Genomic DNA, 21,142 nt, shown 5'->3' on the forward strand with positions numbered 1-21,142 from the left:
TCGGATGAGCCTCACCCTGACCGTCGACGGTCCGCGCTGGCGGGCCCACCTCGAGTCCGTCGCGGACGCCCACCCCGGGATCGTCCCCGTGGCGAAGGGCAACGGCTACGGCTTCACCCTCGGCCGGCTCGCGCGCAAGGCGCAGTGGCTGCGCGACCGCGGGCACGACGTGACGACCCTCGCCGTCGGCACCTACGCCGAGATCCCCGAGGTCGCCACTCGTTGGAACGGCGACATCCTGGTGCTCACCCCGTGGCGGCCGTTCGTCGAGCCGTTCGACCCGACGCTCACGAAGCGGGTCATCCACACCGTCAGCCGGCTCGCCGACCTCGACCAGCTGCTCACCCTGGCGCCGACCGCCCGGATCGTCCTCGAGCGCACCACCAGCATGCAGCGGCACGGGATGTCCGCGCGCGAGCTGTGGGAGGCGGGCGAGGTGCTCCGGCGGCGCGACGACATCCGGCTGGAGGGGGTCGCCCTGCACCTGCCGCTCGCCCAGGGCAACCACCTCGGCGAGGTCGGCCGGCTGCTCAACGACTACGTCGCCGCCGCGGTGCCGGAGCGCGGCGCCCCCACCCTCTGGGTCAGCCACCTCACCGACGGCGAGCTCGAGACCCTGCGCCAGCAGTACCCCGACTTCGTCGCCCGCCCCCGCATCGGCACCCAGCTGTGGCTCGGCGACCGCGGCGCCCTCCGGGTGACGGCGACCGTCCTCGACGTGCACCCCGTGGAGCGCGGCGACGCCTTCGGCTACCGCGCTCGCACCGCACCGAAGTCGGGCCACCTGCTGGTGGTCAGCGGAGGCACCGCCCACGGCATCGGCCTCGAGGCGCCGACCGGCGAGTCCACCATCAAGGCCCGCGCCGCCACCTTCGCGAGGGGCGGTCTCGACGCGGTCGGGTTCGTGCGGTCGCCGTACTCCATCGACGGCAAGCAGCGGCTCTTCGCCGAGCCACCGCACATGCAGGCGTCGATGCTGTTCCTACCGAGTGGCGCCCGCGTGCCGGCCGTCGGCGACCGGATCGACGTGCGGGTGCGCTACACCGCCACCACCTTCGACCGGGTCGACATCAGCTAGGTCCTCCGGTTCCGGCCGGTCGCCGGTCGGGTCGTGGTTCGGCGCGAGCATGTCGCGGACGATGACCGCGGCCAGGTAGAGCTCGCACGCCATCCGCACGGCGATGCCGACCCAGTAGAAGCCCACGTCGCCGCCACCGGCGGGCTGCAGGTAGTTGCCGAGGTACCACCAGACCGTGCAGAAGTAGAAGACCTCACCGGCCTGCCAGATGATCTGGTCACGCCACCGCGGCCTCGCGAGCACCGCGAGCGGCAACAGCCAGAGGACGTACTGCGGCGAGTAGACCTTGTTGATGAGCAGGAACCCGACCACGATTAGGAAGCCGAGCTGGGCCAGCCGGGGCACGTGGCCGGTACGGCGACCCGCCAGCAGGCCGAGCACGAGGACGCCGGCGCACCACACGCCGAAGAAGATCCACGACGCCAGGTTGATGGTGTCGACGCCCACCCCGCTGTCGCGGACCTGGTCGATGATCAACCACACCGACCCGAGGTCGGCGCCGCGGTCGGCGTTGAACGACCAGAACACCTTCCAGGTGTCCGGGCCGCTCAGGTAGGCGGGGAGGTTGACCAGCGACCAGGTGACCGCCGCCCAGACCGTGGCGAGCGCGAAGGCGCCGTACCTCCGCTGCCGGATGCAGATGATGAGCAGACCACCGAGCAGGAACAGCGGATAGAGCTTCGCCGCGGTGCCGAGCCCGATGAGCACGCCGGTCAGCACCGGCCGGTCCCGCGACCACGACCACAGCGCGGCGGCGACGAGGGCGACGGCGATCAGGTCCCAGTTGATGAGCCCGGTCAGGATCAGCGTCGGTGAGAGGGCGAAGGCGGCGGCGTCCCACGGCCGCCGCCGATCGACCTTCGACAGCAGCCACACCGAGAGCAGGGCCAGCGCGGCGAAGCCGACCGCGTTGACCAGCACGAAGATCGTGAGCTCGCGGTCCACGTCCTTGCTCGCGGCGAGCTCGTCGACCGGTTGGTCGGAGCGGGCGTCGCGGTCCGGGCTCCCGTTGAGGACCTGGGTCACCCACGCGGCGCCGTAGGCCCAGTAGGAGATGCCGACCGGGTACTCCATGGCGTCGTAGCGGTCGCGGGTCTCCTCGTCGTCGTCGTAGGGCCAGGACAGCTCGGCCAGGCCGCGCGGTACGTAGAGCGGCCGCAGGTCGGTGTAGCACATGTGGGAGTAGACCCACGGCTGGTCCTTGCCGTCGGCCAGCGAGCAGGGCGCCTTCTGCGCCATGCCGAGCACGAACGTGATCGCCGTCAGCAGCAGCAGCACCCGCGCGGGGGTCCACCACCGGTGCCGCCCGGCGTGCTCACCCACCGGTCCGCCGACCACCTCGCTCACGGCGGCGACGACCCGGTCGTCCCGGGTCGGGTGGACGTGGGTCATCAGCGGACGGCGCGCCGGCCCACCAGGCGCCGGCGCCGGTCGGACACGGCGGTGCTCCTGTTGGTGGCTTCGTCCCGGCCGCCGCCCTGACCGCCCTGGTCGGAGTCGACGACGCAGTCGCCGTCGAGGTCCGGTGATCCAGGAATCTCGGGGTTGTCGGGGCACCGGTCCCGGTCGTCCGGCACTCCGTCGCCGTCGCTGTCCGCCGTGTCCACCTGGCAGTCGCCGTCGGTGTCGGGCGAGCCCGGGATGTCGCCGTTGTCGGGACAGGGGTCGCTGTCGTCGGGCACCCCGTCGCCGTCGCTGTCGACCGGCGCCTCGTCGACGACGCAGTCGCCGTCGCTGTCGGGCGAGCCCGGGATCTCGGGGTTGTCCGGGCAGGCGTCCTGGTCGTCGGGCGTGCCGTCGCCGTCGGAGTCGGCCGACTCCGTCTCGTCGGTCGACGGCTCCTCGGTCTGCTTGGTCTTGGTCGGCGGCGGCGGGGGCGGCGTGTAGGGCTCGTGACCCTCCTCCGGCGCCTCACCGTCGACGTAGACCGGTTCGGCGAGCGGGATCGGCTCCTCGCCCTCCATCACCTGGTCCATGACCGCTCGCCAGGTCTGCGCGGGATGCTTGCCGCCGAAGTAGTACGGCAGCCAGTCCTTGAGCTGTTCGGTCCCGTCGCCGCGGACGTACATGACGGCCGTGGAGTACTGCGCCGTGAAACCGCCGAACCAGGCAGAGGTGACATCGCCGTCGTCGTTGGTCGCGGTGCCGGTCTTGCCCGCCGCCGGCCAGGCGAAGCCGCTGAGCGCCTCTGCCCCGGACCCGGCCTCGACGACCTGTTGCATCGCGTAGGACACGTCCGCGGCGATGTCCTCCGAGATCGCCGTGTGGTCCTGGACCTTGTGGTCGTAGCGCTTGTCGCCGTTCTGGTCGACGACCTTCTCGATGATGAACGGCTCGGCCGCGACGCCGCCGTTGGCGATGGTCGCGTACCCGTTGGCCATGTTCACCGGGCTCACCGTCTGCGAACCGAGGGCCACCCCCAGGTTCGGGTCGAGCGCCGGCGAGCGGGTGGGGAATCCCCACGGGTTCCTCGGTGTCTCGGCCGGCGGGATCCCCATGTCCACCGCGGTGTCGACGATCTTCTGCGGACCGTCCTCCATCGAGTCGGTGAGGTCGATGTAGGCGGTGTTGATCGAGTCCTCCGTCGCCCGGATCAGGTTCACCGGGCCGTAGGGGACGTCGCCCTGGTTCTCGAACGGGGTGCCGTCGTCGGCGATGTAGGGCGAGTTGCCGTCGAAGGTGTCCTTGAGGGAGAACCCGTCCTTGATGCCGGCCGCCAGCGCGAACGGCTTGAACGTCGAGCCCGCCTGACCGCCGGCCACCGCCCAGTTGATCTGCGACTCGAGGTAGTCCTGGCCGGCGTAGATGCCGCGGACCGCGCCGGTGCCGGGCTCGACGGTGGCGACGGCGACGTGGAGGTTCTTGTAGCCGTAGCCCTCGGGTCGCGCCGCCTTCATGCCGTCTTCGGCGGCCTCCATCGCCTTCTTGGTGAACGTGGTGGTGACCTCGAGGCCGCCGCCGTTGATCTCCTGCTCGCTGAAGCCGAGGCGGAGCAGCTCCTGCTTGACCATCTGGAGCACGTGGCCGGTCTGGCCGCCGTACGCGTCCTCCTCCTCGACCTCGGGGAAGTCGGGGAGCCGGCGGTACGCGCGGTCGCGCTCGTCGGCGTCGATCTCGCCCATCTCCTCCATCTCGCCGACGACGTACTGGTAGCGCCCCTTGAGTGCCTGCCTCGCGGCCTTCCCGTTCGCCGGGTCGAGGTCGTTGGGGTCGTTGAGGACCGCCGCCAGCACCGCGCTCTGTCGGAGGTTGAGGTCCTTGGCGTCGACCTCGAAGTACGCCTGCGCGGCGGCCTGCACGCCGTAGGCCCCGCGGCCGAAGTAGATGGTGTTGAGGTAACCCTCGAGCACCTCGTCCTTGGAGTACTGGTTCTCGATCTTCAGCGAGAGGATCGCTTCCTTGACCTTGCGCTTCCAGGAGCGCTCCTGGGTCAGGTAGAGCACCTTGACGTACTGCTGGGTGATCGTGGACGCACCCTGCGTCACGCCGCCCGACGCGTTGCTGAACGCCGCCCGCAGGATGCCCTTCGGGTCGATGCCCTCGTTCGTCCAGAACGACTGGTCCTCGGCGGCGACGACCGCGCCCTTGAGCGTCTCGGGCATCTCGTCGAGCGGGATCGGGTCGCGCTCCTGGATCGCGAACCGGCCGAGGTCGGTCTCGCCGTCGGAGTAGTAGACGTGCGTCGTCTGCGTGGTGAAGTCGGAGTTGGCGCTCGGGATGTCGATCGACCGGTAGGCGATGAAGAACAGGCCGGCGGCGATCAGCACCATCACCAGGAAGCCGATGGAGCCCCACTTGGTCACCTTGAGCAGCCGCCGCTTCCAGGTGGTCGGCTCGGAGGAGGGCGACTTCGACTTCTTCTTCGAAGATCCAGAAGTCGTGCTTGCCCTGCGCTTGCCGTCCGCCAAGGTCCTGCCTCACTGATCGTTCCGGGATGGGTCGGTCGCCCCGAGATGCCGCAGATCAGCGTACGGGCCGGGGCCCGGGCGGCCTATCTGGTGGCCTTTCCGGTGGCCTTCGGTACCCATCGATCCATCGGATGTTCAGAATCCGCGGATATATCGCTACGATAGATCGCATGGCACGGCGTGGCGACACCATCGAGTTGGCGGTCCTCGGACTGCTGCACGAGGGACCCATGCACGGCTACGAGCTCCGCAAGCGGCTCAACCTGATGCTCGGGTGGGGACGGCTGCTCTCTTACGGGTCGCTCTACCCCGCGCTGAAGAAGATGCTGCGCGGCAACCTGATCGAGGAGGTCAAGGCGCCTGCAGCACTGGCTGGGTCGCCGACCTCCCGACGGCCGCGGATCACCTACCAGGTGACCGAGCGGGGCACGGAAGAGTTCCACCGGCTGATGTCGGAGGTCGGGCCCACTGCGTGGGAGGACGACAACTTCGACATCCGCTTCCGGTTCTTCTCGTCGACCGACATGGAGATCCGGCTGCGCGTGCTGGAGGGGCGTCGCTCCCGCCTACAGGAGCGGCTCGACCGGGTGCAGCGCGAGCTCGCGATGACCCAGAAGGAGGTCGACCGCTATGCCACCGAGCTCCAACGGCATGGCGTCGAGTCCGTCGAGCGCGAGGTCCGGTGGCTGTCGGACCTGATCAACGCAGAGCGCGGCACACCTGGCCCGCAGGCTGCCGCAGCAACAGACAACGACTGATCGAAAGCGATCAAGGAGAGGGATCCCCATGGGTTCGGTACGAGTAGCGATTGCCGGCGTCGGCAATTGCGCCACGTCACTTGTCCAAGGCGTGCACTACTACCGGGACGCCGACCCTGCCGGCACCGTCCCGGGTCTCATGCACGTCAAGTTCGGCGACTACCACGTGAGCGACGTCAAGTTCGTCGCCGCGTTCGACGTCGACGACAAGAAGGTCGGCAAGGACCTCTCCGAGGCGATCAACGCGTCGGAGAACAACACGATCAAGATCGCCGACGTCCCGACGCTCGGCGTCGAGGTCCAGCGCGGCCCGACCATGGACGGTCTCGGCAAGTACTACCGCGAGACCATCGACGAGTCGCACGCCCACCCGGTCGACGTGGTCAAGGTCCTCAAGGAGAGCGGCGCCGACGTCCTCGTGTCCTACCTCCCGGTGGGCTCCGAGGAGGCCGACAAGTTCTACGCCCAGTGCGCGATCGACGCCGGCGTGGCCTTCGTCAACGCGCTCCCGGTGTTCATCGCCTCCGACCCCGAGTGGGCCAAGAAGTTCGAGGACGCGGGCGTCCCGATCGTCGGTGACGACATCAAGTCCCAGGTCGGCGCGACCATCACCCACCGGGTGATGGCAAAGCTGTTCGAGGACCGCGGCGTCGCCCTCGACCGCACGTACCAGCTCAACGTCGGCGGCAACATGGACTTCAAGAACATGCTCGAGCGCGAGCGCCTGGAGTCCAAGAAGGTCTCCAAGACCCAGGCCGTCACCTCCAACCTCACCGGCGAGCTGTCGGGCCTGACGGACTCCCGCAACGTCCACATCGGCCCGTCCGACTACGTCGCGTGGCTCGACGACCGCAAGTGGGCCTACGTCCGGCTCGAGGGCCGCGCGTTCGGCGACGTCCCGCTGAACCTCGAGTACAAGCTCGAGGTCTGGGACTCGCCCAACTCCGCCGGCATCATCATCGACGCCGTGCGCGCCGCGAAGATCGCGAAGGACCGCGGCATCGGCGGCCCGATCATCCCGGCGTCGGCCTACCTGATGAAGTCCCCGCCGGTCCAGATCGAGGACACCGAGGGCCGCGCCCAGCTCGAGGCCTTCATCAAGGGCGAGTGACCTCCTGACCCCTACGCCGACCCGTCGCCAGCGTGGTGACGGGTCGGCGTGTTTTTCGGCGCACAGCCGACGGGTAGGGACGGTCAGATGGCGCGGACGACCGTGATGCTGACGTTGCTGCAGCCGGCGGCCAGGTTCTGCATCGCCGTCTTCTCGCCGCTGTTGACGGTGAGCCGCCACCGGATCTTCACGGCCACGAACTCCCGGAGGTAGCGGCACTTGTCGTACGTCGGCAGCCACTGCGCGGGGTCCTGGTCGCCCTTGGCACCGTTGACGCTGTCGGTGACGCCGACCAGCGAGCGGGAGTCGCCCAGGTCGTTGGCGAAGGACTGCCGCTGCGCGCTGGTCCAATTGCGGGCGCCGGAGTCCCAGGCCTCGGCGAGCGGGACCACGTGGTCGATGTCGATCCGACCGGGGTCGGTCCAGGAGACGCGGTCGTAGTAGGAGAACCACCGACCACCGGACAGGTTGCTGCAGGTCACCGACGTCTCGGACTCGATGTCGAGGACCTCGTAGCGCGTGTTGCACCCGTCGCCGTCGGCGTCGACCCAGTGGGTGAACTTGCTGCGCAGGTAGCCGGTGCGCACCTCGGTCGCCACCGGAAGGTTGTTGACCGCGGTCACCAGTGGTGCGGAGTAGGTCTCGCCGACCCGCTGCGCTGGACCTGGCTTGCGGTGGTCCGGGGCGGAGTGCGCGGCGGGTGCCGGGCCGACGCCGATGACGAGGGTGGCGACCACCCCGGTGATGGTGGCGAGCGCGAGCTTCTTCATCAGGGCCTCCGATGACGACGAGTCAGTTGTGACTCTGACACCGCCGGACCCCGTTCTGATACGACACGAGGGGAGTTTTCTCGAAGAGTTCGGCCCGCGGACTACTGCTCGCGGGCCGACCACCACGCGCGCAGCGCGGCGGTTGCGTCCTCCTCGGACATCGGCCCGTTGTCCAACCGCAGCTCCAGCAGCATCCGGTAGGCCTCGCCCACCTCGCGACCGGGCGGGATGCCGAGGATCTCCATGATCTGGTTGCCGTCGAGGTCCGGCCGGATCGACGCCAGCTCCTCCTCCTCCGACAGCCGAGCGATCCGGGCCTCCAGGTCGTCATAGGTACGACGGAGCCGGTCGGCCTTGCGCTGGTTGCGGGTCGTGCAGTCGGCGCGGGTGAGCACGTGCAGCCGCGCCAGCTGGTCGCCGGCGTCGCGCACGTAGCGCCGTACTGCCGAGTCGGTCCACTCCCCCGAGCCGTAGCCGTGGAACCGGAGGTGCAGCTCGACCAGGTGGCACACCGCGTCGATCTCGTCGCCGGAGAACCGCAGCGCCTGCATCCGCTTGCGGGTGAGCTTGGCGCCGACGACGTCGTGGTGGTGGAACGTCACGGTGCCGTCGTCGAGGAACCGGCGGGTCTTGGGCTTGCCGACGTCGTGCATCAGCGCCGCGAACCGGGAGACGAAGTCCGGCTCTCCGCCGAGACGGTCCTCGAGGTCGATGGCCTGCTCGAGCACGGTCAGCGTGTGCTCGTAGACGTCCTTGTGCCGATGGTGCTCGTCGCGCTCGAGCTTGAGCATCGGCAGCTCGGGCAGCACGTGGTCGGCAAGCCCGGTGTCGACCAGCAGGGTCAGGCCGAGCCGGGGGTACGGCGCGCAGACCAGCTTCACCAGCTCGTCGCGCACCCGTTCGGCCGACACGATCGCGATCCGGTCGGCCATGCCCCGCATCGCGGCGACCACCGGCTCGTCGACCGTGAAACCCAGCTGCGCGGCGAACCTGGCCGCGCGCATCATCCGCAGCGGATCGTCGGAGAAGGAGTCCTCCGGTCGCGCGGGCGTGCGCAGCAGCCGGTTCGCCAGGTCGACGACGCCACCGAAAGGGTCCTCGATCTGCTGACCCGGCAGCCGCACCGCCATCGCGTTGACCGTGAAGTCGCGCCGGCCCAGGTCACCCGCCAGCGTGTCGCCGTACTGCACCTCGGGCTTGCGCGAGCCCGGGTCGTAGGCCTCGGAGCGGTACGTCGTCACCTCGACCACCCAGTCCCCCTTGCGGCAGCCGATGGTCCCGAAGTCGCGTCCCATGTCCCACCAGGCATCGCCCCACCCGCGAAGGATCCGATCGGTCTGCTCCGGCCTCGCCGACGTCGTGAAGTCGAGGTCGTTGGAGTGCCGCCCCAGCATCGCGTCCCGCACCGGCCCGCCGACCAACGCCAGCTCGTGCCCCGCAGCCGCGAACAGCTCACCGAGCTCGTCGATCACCGGCGCGATCCGCGCCAGCTCCTCCGCCACCGCCTGCTGCACGTCGACGAGCCGGATCGACTCGGACGGCGAAGGGGGCTCGGACACGGCCCGGAGTCTACGGAGCGCCGCTCGCGCGCCGCGAAGGAGGCGCCGCCGCGGGATCGTCCGCGCTTCGCGCGGGTCTTTCCGCCGCTTCGCGGCGGGTTGGGTTTGGTGGTTGTCGCCTGGTGGGTGTGGCGGGCGGTGCGGTGGCTTCCGGTGCGGGACGGGACCCCGAGCGGGCTGCAAACCGTGGCCTGCCGGCCTGGATCGACAGGGGCCTGGCGGCCCAGGTCATGGGGACAGTTTGCTGAGGTTCGCGGGTGGATAGCCGAGTAGCAGCCGGCAGGCCCCGACTTGCCCGCCCGGGGCCCCGCCCCGCACCGGCCACCGCACCGCCCGCCACTCCCACGGCTCAGTGTGGTTCGGGGTGGGTGGGTTTGCCTGTGTCCGAGGCCGCTCGAGTGGGAGGGGCCGACCGGCCGCGTGGTTGGTCCGTCCCTCCCAAGGCGCCGACCCCGGATGACATGGGTGAACCTCATCCACCCCGAACCCCGGAGCCGTGGGAGTGGCGGGCGCGGCCGACTTGGAGCGGTGCGGGGCGTGGGACCCGGCGGGCAAGTCGGGGCCTGCCGGCCTCTGCTGATCGCCCCCGTCGCAGGAAGCTCATCCAGCTTTCCCATGACACGGGACATCCAGCCCGTGTCACATCCAGGCCGGCAGGCCACGGTTTGCAGCCCGTCGGGGCCAATGCCCCGCACCGCCCCCAACCGGCCGCGCCCGCCACACCCACCCAGCGACAACCCACCAACCCAACCCGCGCGAAGCGCGGAACCTCCCACCAACCCAACCCGCGCGAAGCGCGGAACCCCGCACTACCCTCGGGGCGTGGTCTCCCGCCCTGTCGTGCTGCGTGCTGCCCTGGGGGCGGTGACCGCGCTGACGGCGGGACTCCTGACGACCCCACCGGCGGGTGCTGCCGAGCCGCACCCGAGGCGGGACAACGACGCTTACGCCGTGCCCGCGGCGTACGACGCGCCGCTGCTGGTCACCATCGACGCACTGACGCCGGGCGAGGTGCCGGAGCGCGGGCCGGTGTTCGTGTCCGGGACGGTGATCAACCGCGACACCGAGACCTGGACCGGCATCGCCGTCTACCCGTTCATCAACGCGGGGAACTGTGACGGCTGCCCGCCCCCGATCACTACTGCAGCAGGGCTGGTCGAGGCGGCCGAGACCGATCCTGAGGCGGTGGTCGGCAACCGGATCACCGACGTCAGCGACACGATCGACGAGCTGGAGCCGGGCGAGGTGCAGGAGTACACCATCCGGATCCCGCGCGACCTGCTGCCGGTCTCGGAACCCGGTGTCTACTGGTTCGGCGTGCACGCCCTCGGGGCCAGCGACAGTGCCCCGGACGACGGCCTCGCCGACGGCCGCGCGCGGACCTTCCTGCCCTACGTGCCCCGTGGGCGGGACGGGATCGGGGGCAGGATCGACACGGCGATCGTGGTGCCGCTCCGCTACCGGATCCGTCATCTCGGCAACGGCCAGCTCGCCCGGCCGGAGGCGTGGGAGAGCGCGTTCGACCCGACCGGTGACCTCGGCGGTCCGCTCGCGTTCGGCGCCTCCTCCGGCGCCCGGCCGGTGAGCTGGCTGATCGACCCCGCCGTGCCCGACGCCGCCCGACGGCTACTCCGCGGCAACCCGCCGCGCGACCTCGGACCGGAGGAGACGGACGCAGGCGACGGAGAAGGCGGCGACGACAACGACGGCGGGGACGGGCAGGGAGACGGGGGTGGCCCGACCGACGACGCGACCGAGCAGCCGGAGGACCCGGAACCGCCGCCGGGCGACGAGACCGCCTTGACTGCGGCCGACTGGCTGGATTCCGTCGAGGTGCAGCTGCGCGGCGAGGAAGTGCTGGCGCTGCCGTACGGCGACCTCGACATGTCGGCCACCCCGGATCGGATGCCCGGCCTCTATCCCCTCTCCCGCGAGCGGGTGGGCACCGTGCTGGCGCAGTGGGAGACGCCGACGGTCCCCGTCATCGCGTCGCCGGGCGGCTACCTCGATCCCTCCGCGATCGAGGGGATCGACGACGACAGCACCCTGCTGCTCACCGACCGGATGTTCGGCCGGCGGGAGTACCGCCGTGGTCCCCCGGTCGTCGGTGTGTACGACGGCCACACCGTCGCCGCGACGTCGTCCGGCGCGTCGTCCGGCGGGCCCGGACCGGATCCCCGGCTCGGGGCGGTGGCCTTCCGCCAGCGGGTGCTCGCGGAGGCGTCCCTGCGGCTGCTCGCACCGGGACGCCGGCACCCGTTGATCGTGGTCGTGCCCCGGGGCGTGGACGGCACCGCCGGATCCGCCTTCTGGAGCGAGCTGGACCCGGTCTGGCTCAACCTCACCACCGTCGCCGACGCCACCGACCGGCCCGCGACCGAGGTCGACCCCGACAGCCTGACCTACCCCGCCGCCCAGGAGACCGAGGAGCTCCCGCTCTCCGTCTTCACGGCCGTCGAGGAGCTCATCGCGTCGGGACGCACCCTGCAGAACACGCTGGCCGACGCCGAGACGGTGGCCGCCGACGTGCGCGACGAGGCGCTCGCCGGGGCGTCGTACCACTTCCGTCCCTACCCGGACACTGCCGCAGCCCGGCTCGATCGCTCGCGCCGCTGGATCGACCGGCGGCTGCGATCGGTGACGATCGCCGGGCCGCCGGCCGTCACCCTGTCCAGCGCCGACGGGAGCTTCGCGGTGACCGTGGAGAACTCGCTCGACCGCACGGTGACGGTGCGGATCGTGGCCGCCAGCATCGACGGCGAGGTGGAGGTCGACGTCGGCGACACGGTGGTGCTGGCACCGGACAGCCGCACCACGATCCTCCTCGACGCGCACTCCACCGCCCCCGGCGTGCACAACGTGAGCCTGTCTGTCACCGACGTCGACGGCACCCCGCTCGGGTCGTCGGTCGAGGTCCCGATCCGGTCCGGACAGGTCAGCGAGGTGATCTGGGTGATCCTCGGCGTCGGTGCCGGCCTCCTCCTCCTGGCGATCGTGCTGCGCCTGGTCAGACGGATCCGCGACCGCAACCGCGTCCCGACCGGCTCCACGACCGAAGGGGAGGCATGACCGAGGCGATCGATCAGGGCGACGCCGGCGACGAGCAGCGCAGGATCCTCGCCAACAGCGCGGTGATGGCGGCCGGCACCGTCGTGTCGCGGTTCAGCGGGTTCTTCCGCTCGCTGCTGCTGCTCGCGGCGCTCGGCGGCGGTCTGCACGCGGACCTGTTCACCATCGCCAACACCGTCCCCAACATGCTCTACATCCTGCTGGCCGGCGGCATCTTCAACGCCGTCCTGGTGCCGCAGCTGGTGCGGTCGATGAAGAACGACGCCGACGGCGGCTCGGGCTACATCGACCGGATCGTCACCCTGGCGGTCCTCTTCCTCGGCACGGTCACGGCGTTGCTGGTGCTGGCCGCGCCGTGGGTGATGGCACTGCTGCTCGACGACAAGTACGCCGACCCGGCCTTCGCCGAGGAGCGCCAGTCGGCAATCGACTTCGCGCGCTACTGCCTGCCCCAGGTCTTCTTCTACGGCATGTTCGTGCTGTTCGGGCAGATCCTCAACGCCCGCGGCCGGTTCGGGCCGATGATGTGGGCGCCGATCGCCAACAACGTCATCTCGATGGGCGTCCTCGTCGTCTACCTCGTGGCCTTCGGCCCGGCGTCCGCGACCGAGCAGATCGGCCCCTTCACCGCGTCGCAGGAGGCGCTGCTCGGCATCGGGTCGACGCTCGGCATCGTCGCCCAGCTGCTCATCCTGGTGCCCTACCTGCGCGCCGCGGGCGTCCGGATCCGGCCGCGGTTCGACTTCCGCGGCACCGGCCTCGGCCGCACCTTCCGGCTGGCGGTGTGGACGATCCTGTTCGTCATCGTCAACCAGGCGGCGTACGTCGTCGTGGTCCGCCTCGCGTCCGGCGGCACCGCGGCCGCCGCCGACGGCACCGGCATCACGATCTACTCCTCCGCCTTCCTGGTCGCGCTGGTGCCGCACTCGATCGTCACCGTGTCGCTGGCGACCGCGGTCCTGCCGCGGCTCTCCGCGCACGCCGCGTCCCACGACGACGCGGCGCTGGGGCGCACCCTGGTCAGCACGATCCGGACCGCGCTGGTCGTCGTGGTGCCGATCGCACTGCTGCTGCCGTTGATCGCGCTGCCGTTGTCGCACGTGCTCTGGGGTCACGGCGCGGGTGCCGACGTCTACCCGCGGTTCGAGTCGACGGTCGGCCTGTTCGGCTTCGGCATCGTCTTCTTCACGCTCCACTACCTGACCCTGCGCGGGTTCTACGCCCTCGAGCTCAACCGCACCGTCTTCCTCATCCAGTGCGTGATCGCCTCCGTCAACATCACCGCGGCGGTCGTGCTCGTCGGCAACGCCGATCCCGAGCACACCTCCCCGATGCTGGTCCTCGCCTACACGGCGGCGTACGGCGTCGGCTCCCTGCTGTCCTTCACCGTGCTGGCCAGGCGCCTCGGCGGCCTGCCGGTCGGCTCGCTGCTCGGCTTCGTCGCGCGGCTGCTGGTCGCGTCGGCGGTCGGCGCCGGCGCGGCGTGGGTCGTGGACCTCGGTCTGGACGAGGTGCTGGAGCGGGCTCCGGGCGCGGGGGGCTGGTGGTGGTCGGCGGTCGACGTCGCCGTGCTGGCGCTGGTCGCGGTCGGCGTGGTGGTCCTGCTGGCGCGCGTGCTCCGGCTGCGCGAGGTCACCACGGTGATCGACACGGTCGGCGCCCGGCTGGGCCGTGGCTGATGGTCTGCTGCGATTCCTCGGCTCCGCAGCGTGCGAGACCTTGGACTTAGTCGTCGAGTCCGCAGTGGCGACCACCGAAGCGCCCTACGATGGATTTGCACGCGCCTCGAGCGAAAACGACTGTCCCGAACAGAAGGACTGGGGGTTGACGACGTCGACGAGGCCAGGCGACGTACTGGCCGGCCGCTATCGGTTGATCGACCTGTTGACCGAGAGCCGCGGCGGCCGGTTCTGGCGCGCCCATGACAACGTCCTGGAGCGCTTCGTCGCGCTCCACGTGATCCCCGAGGACGACCACCGGGCCCCCCTGCTGCTCGCGGCCGCTCGCGAGTCGGCCACCGTCCTCGACGCGCGGATCCTGCGGGTGCTCGACGCCGAGATGCGTGACGGTCGCTGCTTCGTGGTGAACGAGTGGGGCACCGGCACCTCGCTCGACATCCTGGTGACCCACGGCGGCCCGCTCGGACCGCGCCGGTCGGCGTGGCTGGCCGCGGAAGTGGCCGGCGCGATCGCCACCGCGCACTCCCGCAGCGTGGCCCACGGCCGGCTGAACCCCGAGAACGTGCTCATCGACCGGCTCGGCGCGGTCCGGCTGATCGGGCTGTGTGTCGACGCCGCCCTCCACGGGATTCCCGCGGGTCGCATCGAGCAGGACCGGCAGGACCTGGGCGGGATCCTCTACTGCTCCCTCACCGGCACCTGGCCCGGGCCGTCCGACTCGATCGTCCCGGCCGCGCCCCACGAGCACGACGCGGTGCTGTCGCCGCGGCAGGTGCGGGCCGGCGTGCCCCGGCCGCTGGAGCTGCTGTGGACCGACATCACCGAGGCCGGCCACCCGAGGCGGCGCTGGCAGGCCCACCACGACGCCGACGTGTCCACGGCGAGCGCCGTGCGCGACCGGCTGATGGAGTTCCTCGGCGATCCCAACGGCCTGTCCGAGGCGCTGGCAGGGTCGATCCCGCCGATCAACGAGATCCGGCCGGTGGTGCTGCCCCAGGTGCCTGAGATGACCATCCGCGACTTCGAGCGGCCGGCTCCGGACTCCGACGACCCCCCGGCGCCGCTGGAGCCCGCCGAGCCCGCCGAACCAGAAGAGCAAGAGGACCCAGAAGAGCCGGAGGAGCCGCCGATCCCGTCGGTCTCCGACATCGTCGACCTCCCGACCGAGGCGGGGATGCCGGTCTTCGGCGACCCCGACGAGGGAGACGACGAGGTGGCCTGGCTGCGCGCTCGGAGCACGCCGCCGCCACCCCCGCCGCCGTTCGACGAACCGCCCGTGCGCCCGCTCTTCGCACCCGAGCCGCCCGACGGTGCCCCTCCGCGGCGGCCCCGGACCGACGTACCCGATGCGGGTCCGACCGGCGAGAGGTCACTCGCCGCCGCGGGCTTCTGGCCCTGGGACACCGGCGCGGGCGGGCCGGGCGACCCCGACAGCTCGGATGCCACGGCCGAGAACGAGGCCGTCCCCGGGCGCAGCTGGCTGCGGCTGGCGATGGTCGTCGCCGCCTGCCTGGCCCTGCTGATCGGGGTGGCGGTGGCGTTCAACCTGGGCCGCGGCCGGACGCCGCTCGGCGCCGAGCGCGAGGAGCCGACGACCTCGCCGACGCTGACCACGCCCGCCGAGCCGACGGCGAGCCCGCTGGTCGACGTCGTCGCCGGCACCTTCGACCCGCTCGGCACCGACGGCGGCGTCGAGAACGACGACGCTGTGGCCCTCGCCGTCGACGGCGACCCCAGCACGACCTGGTCGACCTCGACCTACCAGGACCAGCTCGGCCGGACGCTGCCGGCACTGAAGTCCGGGGTCGGCGTCTACCTCGACCTCGGCGTGGTCCGCGAGGTCGCCGCCGTCGATCTCGACCTGGTGGGCTCGCCGACCGAGGTGGAGCTCTACGTCAGCGACGACGCCCCGACCGCCGCGCCCACCGGCCAGCCGCTGGCATCCGACACGGTCGCCGGTGACGAGATCACCCTCGAGCCGGAGTCGCCGGACGGCAGCCGGGCAGCGGTCACCGGCCGCTACGTCCTGGTGTGGTTCACTTCGCTCCCGGTGGTCTCGGATGGCTTTCGAGCAGGGCTGGCGGAGGTGGTCGTGCGTGGACGCTGATGCCGTGCGCAGTGACGTCGACCTGCTCGCGGCCCACGTCGCCGGCGATCCCGAGGCGTTCGGCGAGCTCTTCGCGCGGCACCGCGACCGGTTGTGGGCGGTTGCGCTGCGCACCACGGGAGACCCGGAGACCGCCGCCGACGGCCTCCAGGACGGGCTGGTCGCGGCCTTCCGCCGGGCCGGCAGCTTCCGTGGCGACGCCGCGGTGACGACCTGGTTGCACCGCGTGATCGTCAACGCGTGCCTCGACCGGCTGCGGGCGGCGAAGGTACGCCGCGCCGACCCGCTCCCCGACGACCTCGACGACGGCGGGCGCGGATCCGTGGTCACCGCCAATGACGGCTCCGACGAGCACCTCGACCCGGCCGAGCACGGCATCCGCAGCGAGCGCCGCGAGATCGTGCTCGCGGCGCTGCAACAGCTGCCCACCGAGCAACGGGCGGCGTTGGTCCTGGTCGACATGGAGGGCTACCCCGTCGCCGAGGTGGCCGAGATCCTCGACTGCGCCGAGGGCACGGTGAAGAGCCGCTGCGCGCGCGGACGGGCCAAGCTCTCCGTCCTCCTGCGACCCTTGCTCGACGCCGACACCGCCGACGACGGCGACACCCGCACGGCCCCGGTCGCCGGGAACCCCGACGCGTCGCCGGACGTCGGATCCATGACCCGGCGGGGACCACCTGCCGATCCCGCCGCCGGCGCCGTCTGACCCGACCCAGTCCCACCCCAGTCCCGCCCCTGCCCCCAGCAAGGAACCCGATGACCACCGACGAGCCCGACGAGCAGCTCGACCCCGCCTCGCCCGAGGACGAGGCTCGGATCCGCGCGCTGCTGTCCGGTGCCCGCACGACCGATCCGATGCCGGCCGACGTGGCCGCGCGGCTCGACGACGTGCTCATCGGCCTCGCCGCCGAGCGGGCAACCCTCGACCCGGTCCCGGCCGACAACGTCGTCCCGATCGCCCGGACCCGACGGCACCGGGTGGTGGCCGTGCTCGGCGCGGCCGCTGCGGTCGCCGTGTTCGGGCTCGCCGTCGGCGCCGTCGTGAACGGCGACTCGGGAGAGGACGCGGGGTCGTCCGCCGAAACCGCGGTCGAGCGCGGCGGGGACGACGGCGCGGCCCTCGAGGAGCCCGCCCCGTCCGAGGCCGCAGTCGAGGACGACAGCGAGACGGAGGACCAGCTCCCGGGCAACCTGGCCTACCGCAAGGGCGACCGGCCGTACGCCGTCCGGTCCGGGCAGCTCAGCCGCGACCTGGCCGCGATCCAGGAGCGGGTGCTCGTCGTACCCGCCGACGCCGACTACGAGCGATCGCTCGTCTACGCCCCCCAGGACTTCCCCTGCCGGCTCCCGCAGCTGGCCCGCGGCGTCCTCGTCGGTGTGCGGTACGACGACGGGCCGGCGTTCGTCCGGTTCCTGGAGCCGATGGGCGACTCGCAGGTCGTCGAGGTGCTGCAGTGCGGCACCGGTGACCTGCTGCGATCGACCACGCTGCCGACGCAGGGCTGACCGCAGGAATGCAGGGTCCTACCATCGGGTTGACCCACTGACACCTCAAGTCAGCCGACCCACCTTCGATGAGGCCTTCCATGTCCGACACCCAATCGACCCAGGCGACCCAGGCGACCCAGCAGACTGCCGAGCCGCGCAACGTCATCGTGATCGGCTCCGGCCCCGCGGGTTACACCGCCGCGATCTACGCCGCCCGGGCCCAGCTCGCCCCGCTGGTCCTCGAGGGCTCGGTGACGGCCGGTGGCGCCCTGATGACCACCACCGAGGTCGAGAACTTCCCCGGCTTCCGCGAGGGCATCCAGGGTCCCGAGCTGATGGAGGAGATGCGAGCGCAGGCGGAGCGCTTCGGCGCCGAGCTGATCGCCGACGACGCGGTCGAGGTCGACCTGACCGGCGACGTCAAGATCGTCAAGACCGCGACCGACACCTTCACCGCGCGGGCGGTGATCCTCGCGACCGGCTCGGGCTACCGCAAGCTCGGCCTGCCCGAGGAGGAGACCCTTGCCGGGCGCGGTGTCTCCTATTGTGCGACCTGCGACGGCTTCTTCTTCCGCGACCAGCACATCGTGGTCATCGGCGGCGGTGACTCCGCGGTCGAGGAGGCGACCTTCCTCACCCGCTTCGGCAGCAAGGTCTCGCTGATCCACCGCCGCGACTCGCTCCGCGCCTCCAAGATCATGCAGGAGCGGGCGTTCGCCGACCCCAAGCTCGAGCTGGTCTGGAACGCCGAGGTGGCGTCCATCAACGGCAACGAGTCGTTGGAGTCGATCACCCTGCGCGACACCGTCACCGGTGAGACCCGCGACCTCGCCGCCACCGGCCTCTTCATCGCGATCGGCCACGAGCCCCGCTCCGAGCTGCTGAAGGGCCAGGTCGACCTCGACGAGAACGGCTACGTGCTGGTCAACCACCCCGGTACGGCGACCAACCTCGCCGGTGTCTTCGCCGCCGGCGACCTGGTCGACCACCACTACCGCCAGGCGGTCACCGCCGCCGGCACCGGCTGCGCCGCCGCGCTCGACGCCGAGCGCTACCTGGCGATGCTCGACCACACCGCTTCGTCGGCGGGCTCCGCCGAGGCGACCGAGGCTGAGGTGTCGTCCATCGTCGGCCAGCCCGTCTGACTCCCGGTCGCGGGAACAAACCCCCGCCCGGCTCGTGTTCACTTAGAACTCCAAGACCCCCGCTGATCCACCGAAGGGAAGAACCGTGGGCAACATCCCCGCCGTGACCGACTCCGAGTTCGACACGCAGGTCCTCAAGTCCGACAAGCCGGTCCTGGTGGACTTCTGGGCCGAGTGGTGCGGCCCGTGCCGCCAGGTCTCGCCGATCCTCGACGAGATCAACGCCGCCCACGGTGACAAGATCACCTTCCTGAAGATGAACGTCGACGAGAACCCCGTCACGCCGGCGTCCTACCGCGTCACGGGCATCCCGACGATCAACGTCTACCAGAACGGCGAGGTCGTGAAGTCCATCGTCGGCGCCCGCCCCAAGGCCGCGATCCTCAACGAGCTGGCCGACTTCATCGCCTGAGCCAGCGGGCATAGTCCCTGACGTTTCTGTCGTCAGATCCCTCATCTGACAGCAGAATCGTCAGGGACTATCTGCTTTTCCGGCCCGCACGCTTCAGTTCAGGTCGCGGTGGGCGGGGGTGGGGCGCTTGTGGGGATGGACGACGCCGACCAGCTTCTCGAGGGCCGCCTCGACCTCGTCGCGCCAGGTCACCAGCGAGCGCATCTCCATCCGCATCCGGGGCGTCCGGGGGTGGGGACGGTGGGTCTTGAAGCCGACCCGCGCGAGGAACTCCGCGGGCAGCAGGCACCCGGACTGGGGCGCAAGCCGGCTCCCGCCGTACGCGAACGCCTCGACGGCCTTGATGCCGCCGCGGCCGACCAGGTCGCGCGCCATCCCCTGCACGAGCAACCGGCCGATGCCGCCCCCGTCGTACCCCTCGGCGACGAAGGCGGTCGTGAGCAGCACGGCATCCGGTGAGGCCGGACCGGTGGGGAAGACGCCCGCGCCGGGGACGTACGACGGCGGCGCGTAGGTCAGGTAGCCGATAGCCTCGCCGTCGACGAGCGCCACCCGGCCGCAGGATCCCCACTCGCGCAGCACCTCGGACATCCACGACTCCTTGACGTCGGCGCGCGTCTCGCGGTCGGTCAGCCGACCGCGCCGGACGGGGTCGAGCTCCCAGAACAGGCAGGTGCGGCACGGCACGCCCAGGGCGTCGAGCGCCTCCAGGTGGTCGAGCGTGAACGGGACCGTGGTGCGGGCCACGTCTCCAGGGTAAGCGCCAACGGGCGATATCGACCTGCAGTCGGGTGAGGGCGGCTGCGAGAATGTGTCGGTGCGCAAGATCCGCCAGAGCCAGAAGCTCCGCCACGTGCGGTACGACGTGCGCGGCCCGATCCTCGTCGAGGCCCAGCGTCTCGAGGCGGAGGGCCACCGCATCCTCAAGCTGAACATCGGCAACCCGGCGCCGTTCGGCTTCGAGGCACCGGAGGCGATCCTGGCGGACGTGATGCACCACCTGCCGGAGTCCCAGGGCTACAGCGACTCGCAGGGCATCTACTCCGCCCGCACCGCTGTCGCGCAGTACTACCAGGCCCGCGGCCTGCGCGAGACCGATGTCGAGGACGTCTTCATCGGCAACGGCGTCTCCGAGCTGATCTCCATGGTGCTCCAGGCATTCGTCGACGACGGCAACGAGATCCTGATCCCCGCGCCCGACTATCCGCTGTGGACCGGCGCCGTGACGCTCTCGGGCGGCACCCCCGTGCACTACCGGTGCGACGAGGACAACGGCTGGATGCCCGACCTCGAGGACATCGAGTCCAAGATCACCAGCAACACCCACGCCTTGGTGATCATCAACCCCAACAATCCCACCGGCGCGGTCTACAGCAGGCAGATGGTGGAGGCACTGGTCGACATCGCCCGCCGCCACCAGCTGGTGGTCTTCGCCGACGAGATCTACGAGAAGATCTTGTTCGACGACGCGGTCCACCACCACGCGGCCACCGCCGCCGGCCACGACGTCCTCTGCCTGACCTTCAGCGGGCTGTCGAAGGCCTACCGGGTCTGCGGCTACCGCGCCGGCTGGGTGATGATCTCCGGTCCCAAGGAGATCGCCGAGGAGTTCCTCGAGGGCCTCACCCTGATCGCGAACATGCGGATGTGCGCGAACGTGCCCGCGCAGCACGCCATCCAGACCGCGCTGGGCGGCTACCAGTCGATCAACGAGCTGATCGTGCCCGGCGGGCGCTTCTACGAGCAGAGCATGCTCGCCCACAAGCTGCTCAACGACATCCCGGGGGTCACCTCGGTGAAGCCGCAAGGGGCGCTCTACTGCTTCCCACGACTGGATCCCGAGGTCTACGCGATCGAGGACGACGAGCAGTTCGTCATCGAGCTGCTCCGGTCGAAGAAGATCCTGGTCACCCACGGGTCCGGCTTCAACTGGCCCGAGCCCGACCACTTCCGCCTGGTCACCCTCCCCGACGTCGACGTGCTCGAGGAGGCCATCGGGCGGATCGCGGAGTTTCTCGCTACGCGGCGCTAGTTGCGCTCGGTTCTTGTTCGCCAGGA

16 protein-coding genes are annotated in these 21,142 nt (G+C 70.9%); 11 read left to right on the forward strand and 5 right to left on the reverse strand.

The genetic code is table 11. From position 1 onward, the window contains the following. Positions 1-4: 4 nt before the first annotated feature. Positions 5-1,078 (forward strand): alanine racemase, encoded by a 1,074-nt coding sequence (locus SHK19_RS21970; protein WP_322937478.1) that lies wholly within the window; start codon positions 5-7, stop codon positions 1,076-1,078. Here SHK19_RS21970 and SHK19_RS21975 read toward each other — a convergent pair. Together SHK19_RS21975 and SHK19_RS21980 are read right to left on the reverse strand one after the other, a co-directional pair. After that, complete coding sequence (locus SHK19_RS21975) at positions 983-2,470, reverse strand: glycosyltransferase family 87 protein (RefSeq protein ID WP_322937479.1); 1,488 nt, start codon at positions 2,468-2,470, stop codon at positions 983-985. The genes SHK19_RS21970 and SHK19_RS21975 overlap by 96 nt on opposite strands. After that, complete coding sequence (locus tag SHK19_RS21980) at positions 2,470-4,986, reverse strand: transglycosylase domain-containing protein (RefSeq protein WP_322937480.1); 2,517 nt, start codon at positions 4,984-4,986, stop codon at positions 2,470-2,472. Before SHK19_RS21980 ends, SHK19_RS21975 begins: the two co-directional genes overlap by 1 nt. A gap of 170 nt (positions 4,987-5,156) precedes the next feature. Here SHK19_RS21980 and SHK19_RS21985 point away from each other — a divergent pair, with 170 nt between their 5' ends. Next, positions 5,157-5,744, forward strand: a complete 588-nt coding sequence (locus tag SHK19_RS21985) for a PadR family transcriptional regulator (RefSeq protein WP_322454258.1) — start codon at positions 5,157-5,159, stop codon at positions 5,742-5,744. Between the two features lie 28 nt (positions 5,745-5,772). Further along, entirely contained in the window at positions 5,773-6,855 is a 1,083-nt protein-coding gene (locus SHK19_RS21990; RefSeq protein WP_322937481.1) for an inositol-3-phosphate synthase, read from the forward strand. Between the two features lie 83 nt (positions 6,856-6,938). On the opposite strand, the gene SHK19_RS21995 is transcribed toward SHK19_RS21990, so the two are convergent. Both SHK19_RS21995 and SHK19_RS22000 read right to left on the reverse strand, forming a co-directional pair. Further along, positions 6,939-7,625: an HNH endonuclease family protein gene (locus SHK19_RS21995; RefSeq protein ID WP_322937482.1), complete on the reverse strand. Its 687-nt coding sequence runs from the start codon at positions 7,623-7,625 to the stop codon at positions 6,939-6,941. A gap of 101 nt (positions 7,626-7,726) precedes the next feature. Continuing rightward, on the reverse strand, positions 7,727-9,184 hold the full coding sequence (locus SHK19_RS22000) for a CCA tRNA nucleotidyltransferase (protein ID WP_405030443.1): 1,458 nt from the start codon (positions 9,182-9,184) through the stop codon (positions 7,727-7,729). An 822-nt stretch (positions 9,185-10,006) separates the two neighbouring features. Between SHK19_RS22000 and SHK19_RS22005 the strand changes: the two genes are divergently transcribed. From SHK19_RS22005 to trxA, 7 genes are all read left to right on the forward strand, one after another. Further along, positions 10,007-12,253 (forward strand): DUF6049 family protein, encoded by a 2,247-nt coding sequence (locus SHK19_RS22005; protein ID WP_322937483.1) that lies wholly within the window; start codon positions 10,007-10,009, stop codon positions 12,251-12,253. Next, a complete protein-coding gene (murJ, locus tag SHK19_RS22010; RefSeq protein WP_322937484.1) occupies positions 12,250-13,932 on the forward strand; it encodes a murein biosynthesis integral membrane protein MurJ in 1,683 nt (560 codons plus the stop codon). The genes SHK19_RS22005 and murJ overlap by 4 nt, the downstream gene beginning before the upstream one ends. A 145-nt stretch (positions 13,933-14,077) precedes the next feature. Next, positions 14,078-16,039 carry a protein kinase family protein gene (locus tag SHK19_RS22015; protein ID WP_322937485.1) on the forward strand — a complete coding sequence of 654 codons (1,962 nt, stop codon included), beginning with the start codon at positions 14,078-14,080 and terminating at the stop codon, positions 16,037-16,039. Next, on the forward strand, positions 16,029-16,745 hold the full coding sequence (sigM, locus tag SHK19_RS22020; protein ID WP_322937486.1) for an RNA polymerase sigma factor SigM: 717 nt from the start codon (positions 16,029-16,031) through the stop codon (positions 16,743-16,745). Before SHK19_RS22015 ends, sigM begins: the two co-directional genes overlap by 11 nt. 50 nt (positions 16,746-16,795) lie before the next feature. Next, the gene (locus tag SHK19_RS22025) at positions 16,796-17,545 is read left to right on the forward strand and encodes a hypothetical protein (RefSeq protein WP_322454251.1); all 750 of its coding nucleotides are present in this window, start codon (positions 16,796-16,798) and stop codon (positions 17,543-17,545) included. Positions 17,546-17,613: 68 nt separating this feature from the next. Beyond that, a complete protein-coding gene (gene trxB / locus SHK19_RS22030; protein WP_405030444.1) occupies positions 17,614-18,672 on the forward strand; it encodes a thioredoxin-disulfide reductase in 1,059 nt (352 codons plus the stop codon). A gap of 85 nt (positions 18,673-18,757) precedes the next feature. Continuing rightward, on the forward strand, positions 18,758-19,084 hold the full coding sequence (trxA, locus tag SHK19_RS22035) for a thioredoxin (RefSeq protein ID WP_322454249.1): 327 nt from the start codon (positions 18,758-18,760) through the stop codon (positions 19,082-19,084). Positions 19,085-19,177: 93 nt separating this feature from the next. On the opposite strand, the gene SHK19_RS22040 is transcribed toward trxA, so the two are convergent. Next, positions 19,178-19,831, reverse strand: a complete 654-nt coding sequence (locus SHK19_RS22040; protein ID WP_322937488.1) for a GNAT family N-acetyltransferase — start codon at positions 19,829-19,831, stop codon at positions 19,178-19,180. 70 nt (positions 19,832-19,901) lie between these two features. Here SHK19_RS22040 and SHK19_RS22045 point away from each other — a divergent pair, with 70 nt between their 5' ends. Further along, positions 19,902-21,116, forward strand: coding sequence for a pyridoxal phosphate-dependent aminotransferase (locus SHK19_RS22045; RefSeq protein ID WP_322454247.1), 1,215 nt, complete (start codon positions 19,902-19,904; stop codon positions 21,114-21,116). The last annotated feature ends 26 nt before the right edge of the window (positions 21,117-21,142 follow it).

The sequence above is a fragment of the Nocardioides bizhenqiangii genome (genome assembly GCF_034661235.1).
In the GTDB taxonomy this organism is placed as follows: Bacteria; Actinomycetota; Actinomycetes; order Propionibacteriales; family Nocardioidaceae; genus Nocardioides; species Nocardioides bizhenqiangii.

Coding starts and splice junctions, on each gene's coding strand:
- SHK19_RS21970 (WP_322937478.1), top strand. CDS start 5: ATGAGCCTCACCCTGACCGTCGACGGTCCGCGCTGGCGGGCCCACCTC.
- SHK19_RS21975 (WP_322937479.1), bottom strand. CDS start 2,470: ATGACCCACGTCCACCCGACCCGGGACGACCGGGTCGTCGCCGCCGTG.
- SHK19_RS21985 (WP_322454258.1), top strand. CDS start 5,157: ATGGCACGGCGTGGCGACACCATCGAGTTGGCGGTCCTCGGACTGCTG.
- SHK19_RS21990 (WP_322937481.1), top strand. CDS start 5,773: ATGGGTTCGGTACGAGTAGCGATTGCCGGCGTCGGCAATTGCGCCACG.
- SHK19_RS21995 (WP_322937482.1), bottom strand. CDS start 7,625: ATGAAGAAGCTCGCGCTCGCCACCATCACCGGGGTGGTCGCCACCCTC.
- murJ (WP_322937484.1), top strand. CDS start 12,250: ATGACCGAGGCGATCGATCAGGGCGACGCCGGCGACGAGCAGCGCAGG.
- SHK19_RS22025 (WP_322454251.1), top strand. CDS start 16,796: ATGACCACCGACGAGCCCGACGAGCAGCTCGACCCCGCCTCGCCCGAG.
- trxB (WP_405030444.1), top strand. CDS start 17,614: ATGAGGCCTTCCATGTCCGACACCCAATCGACCCAGGCGACCCAGGCG.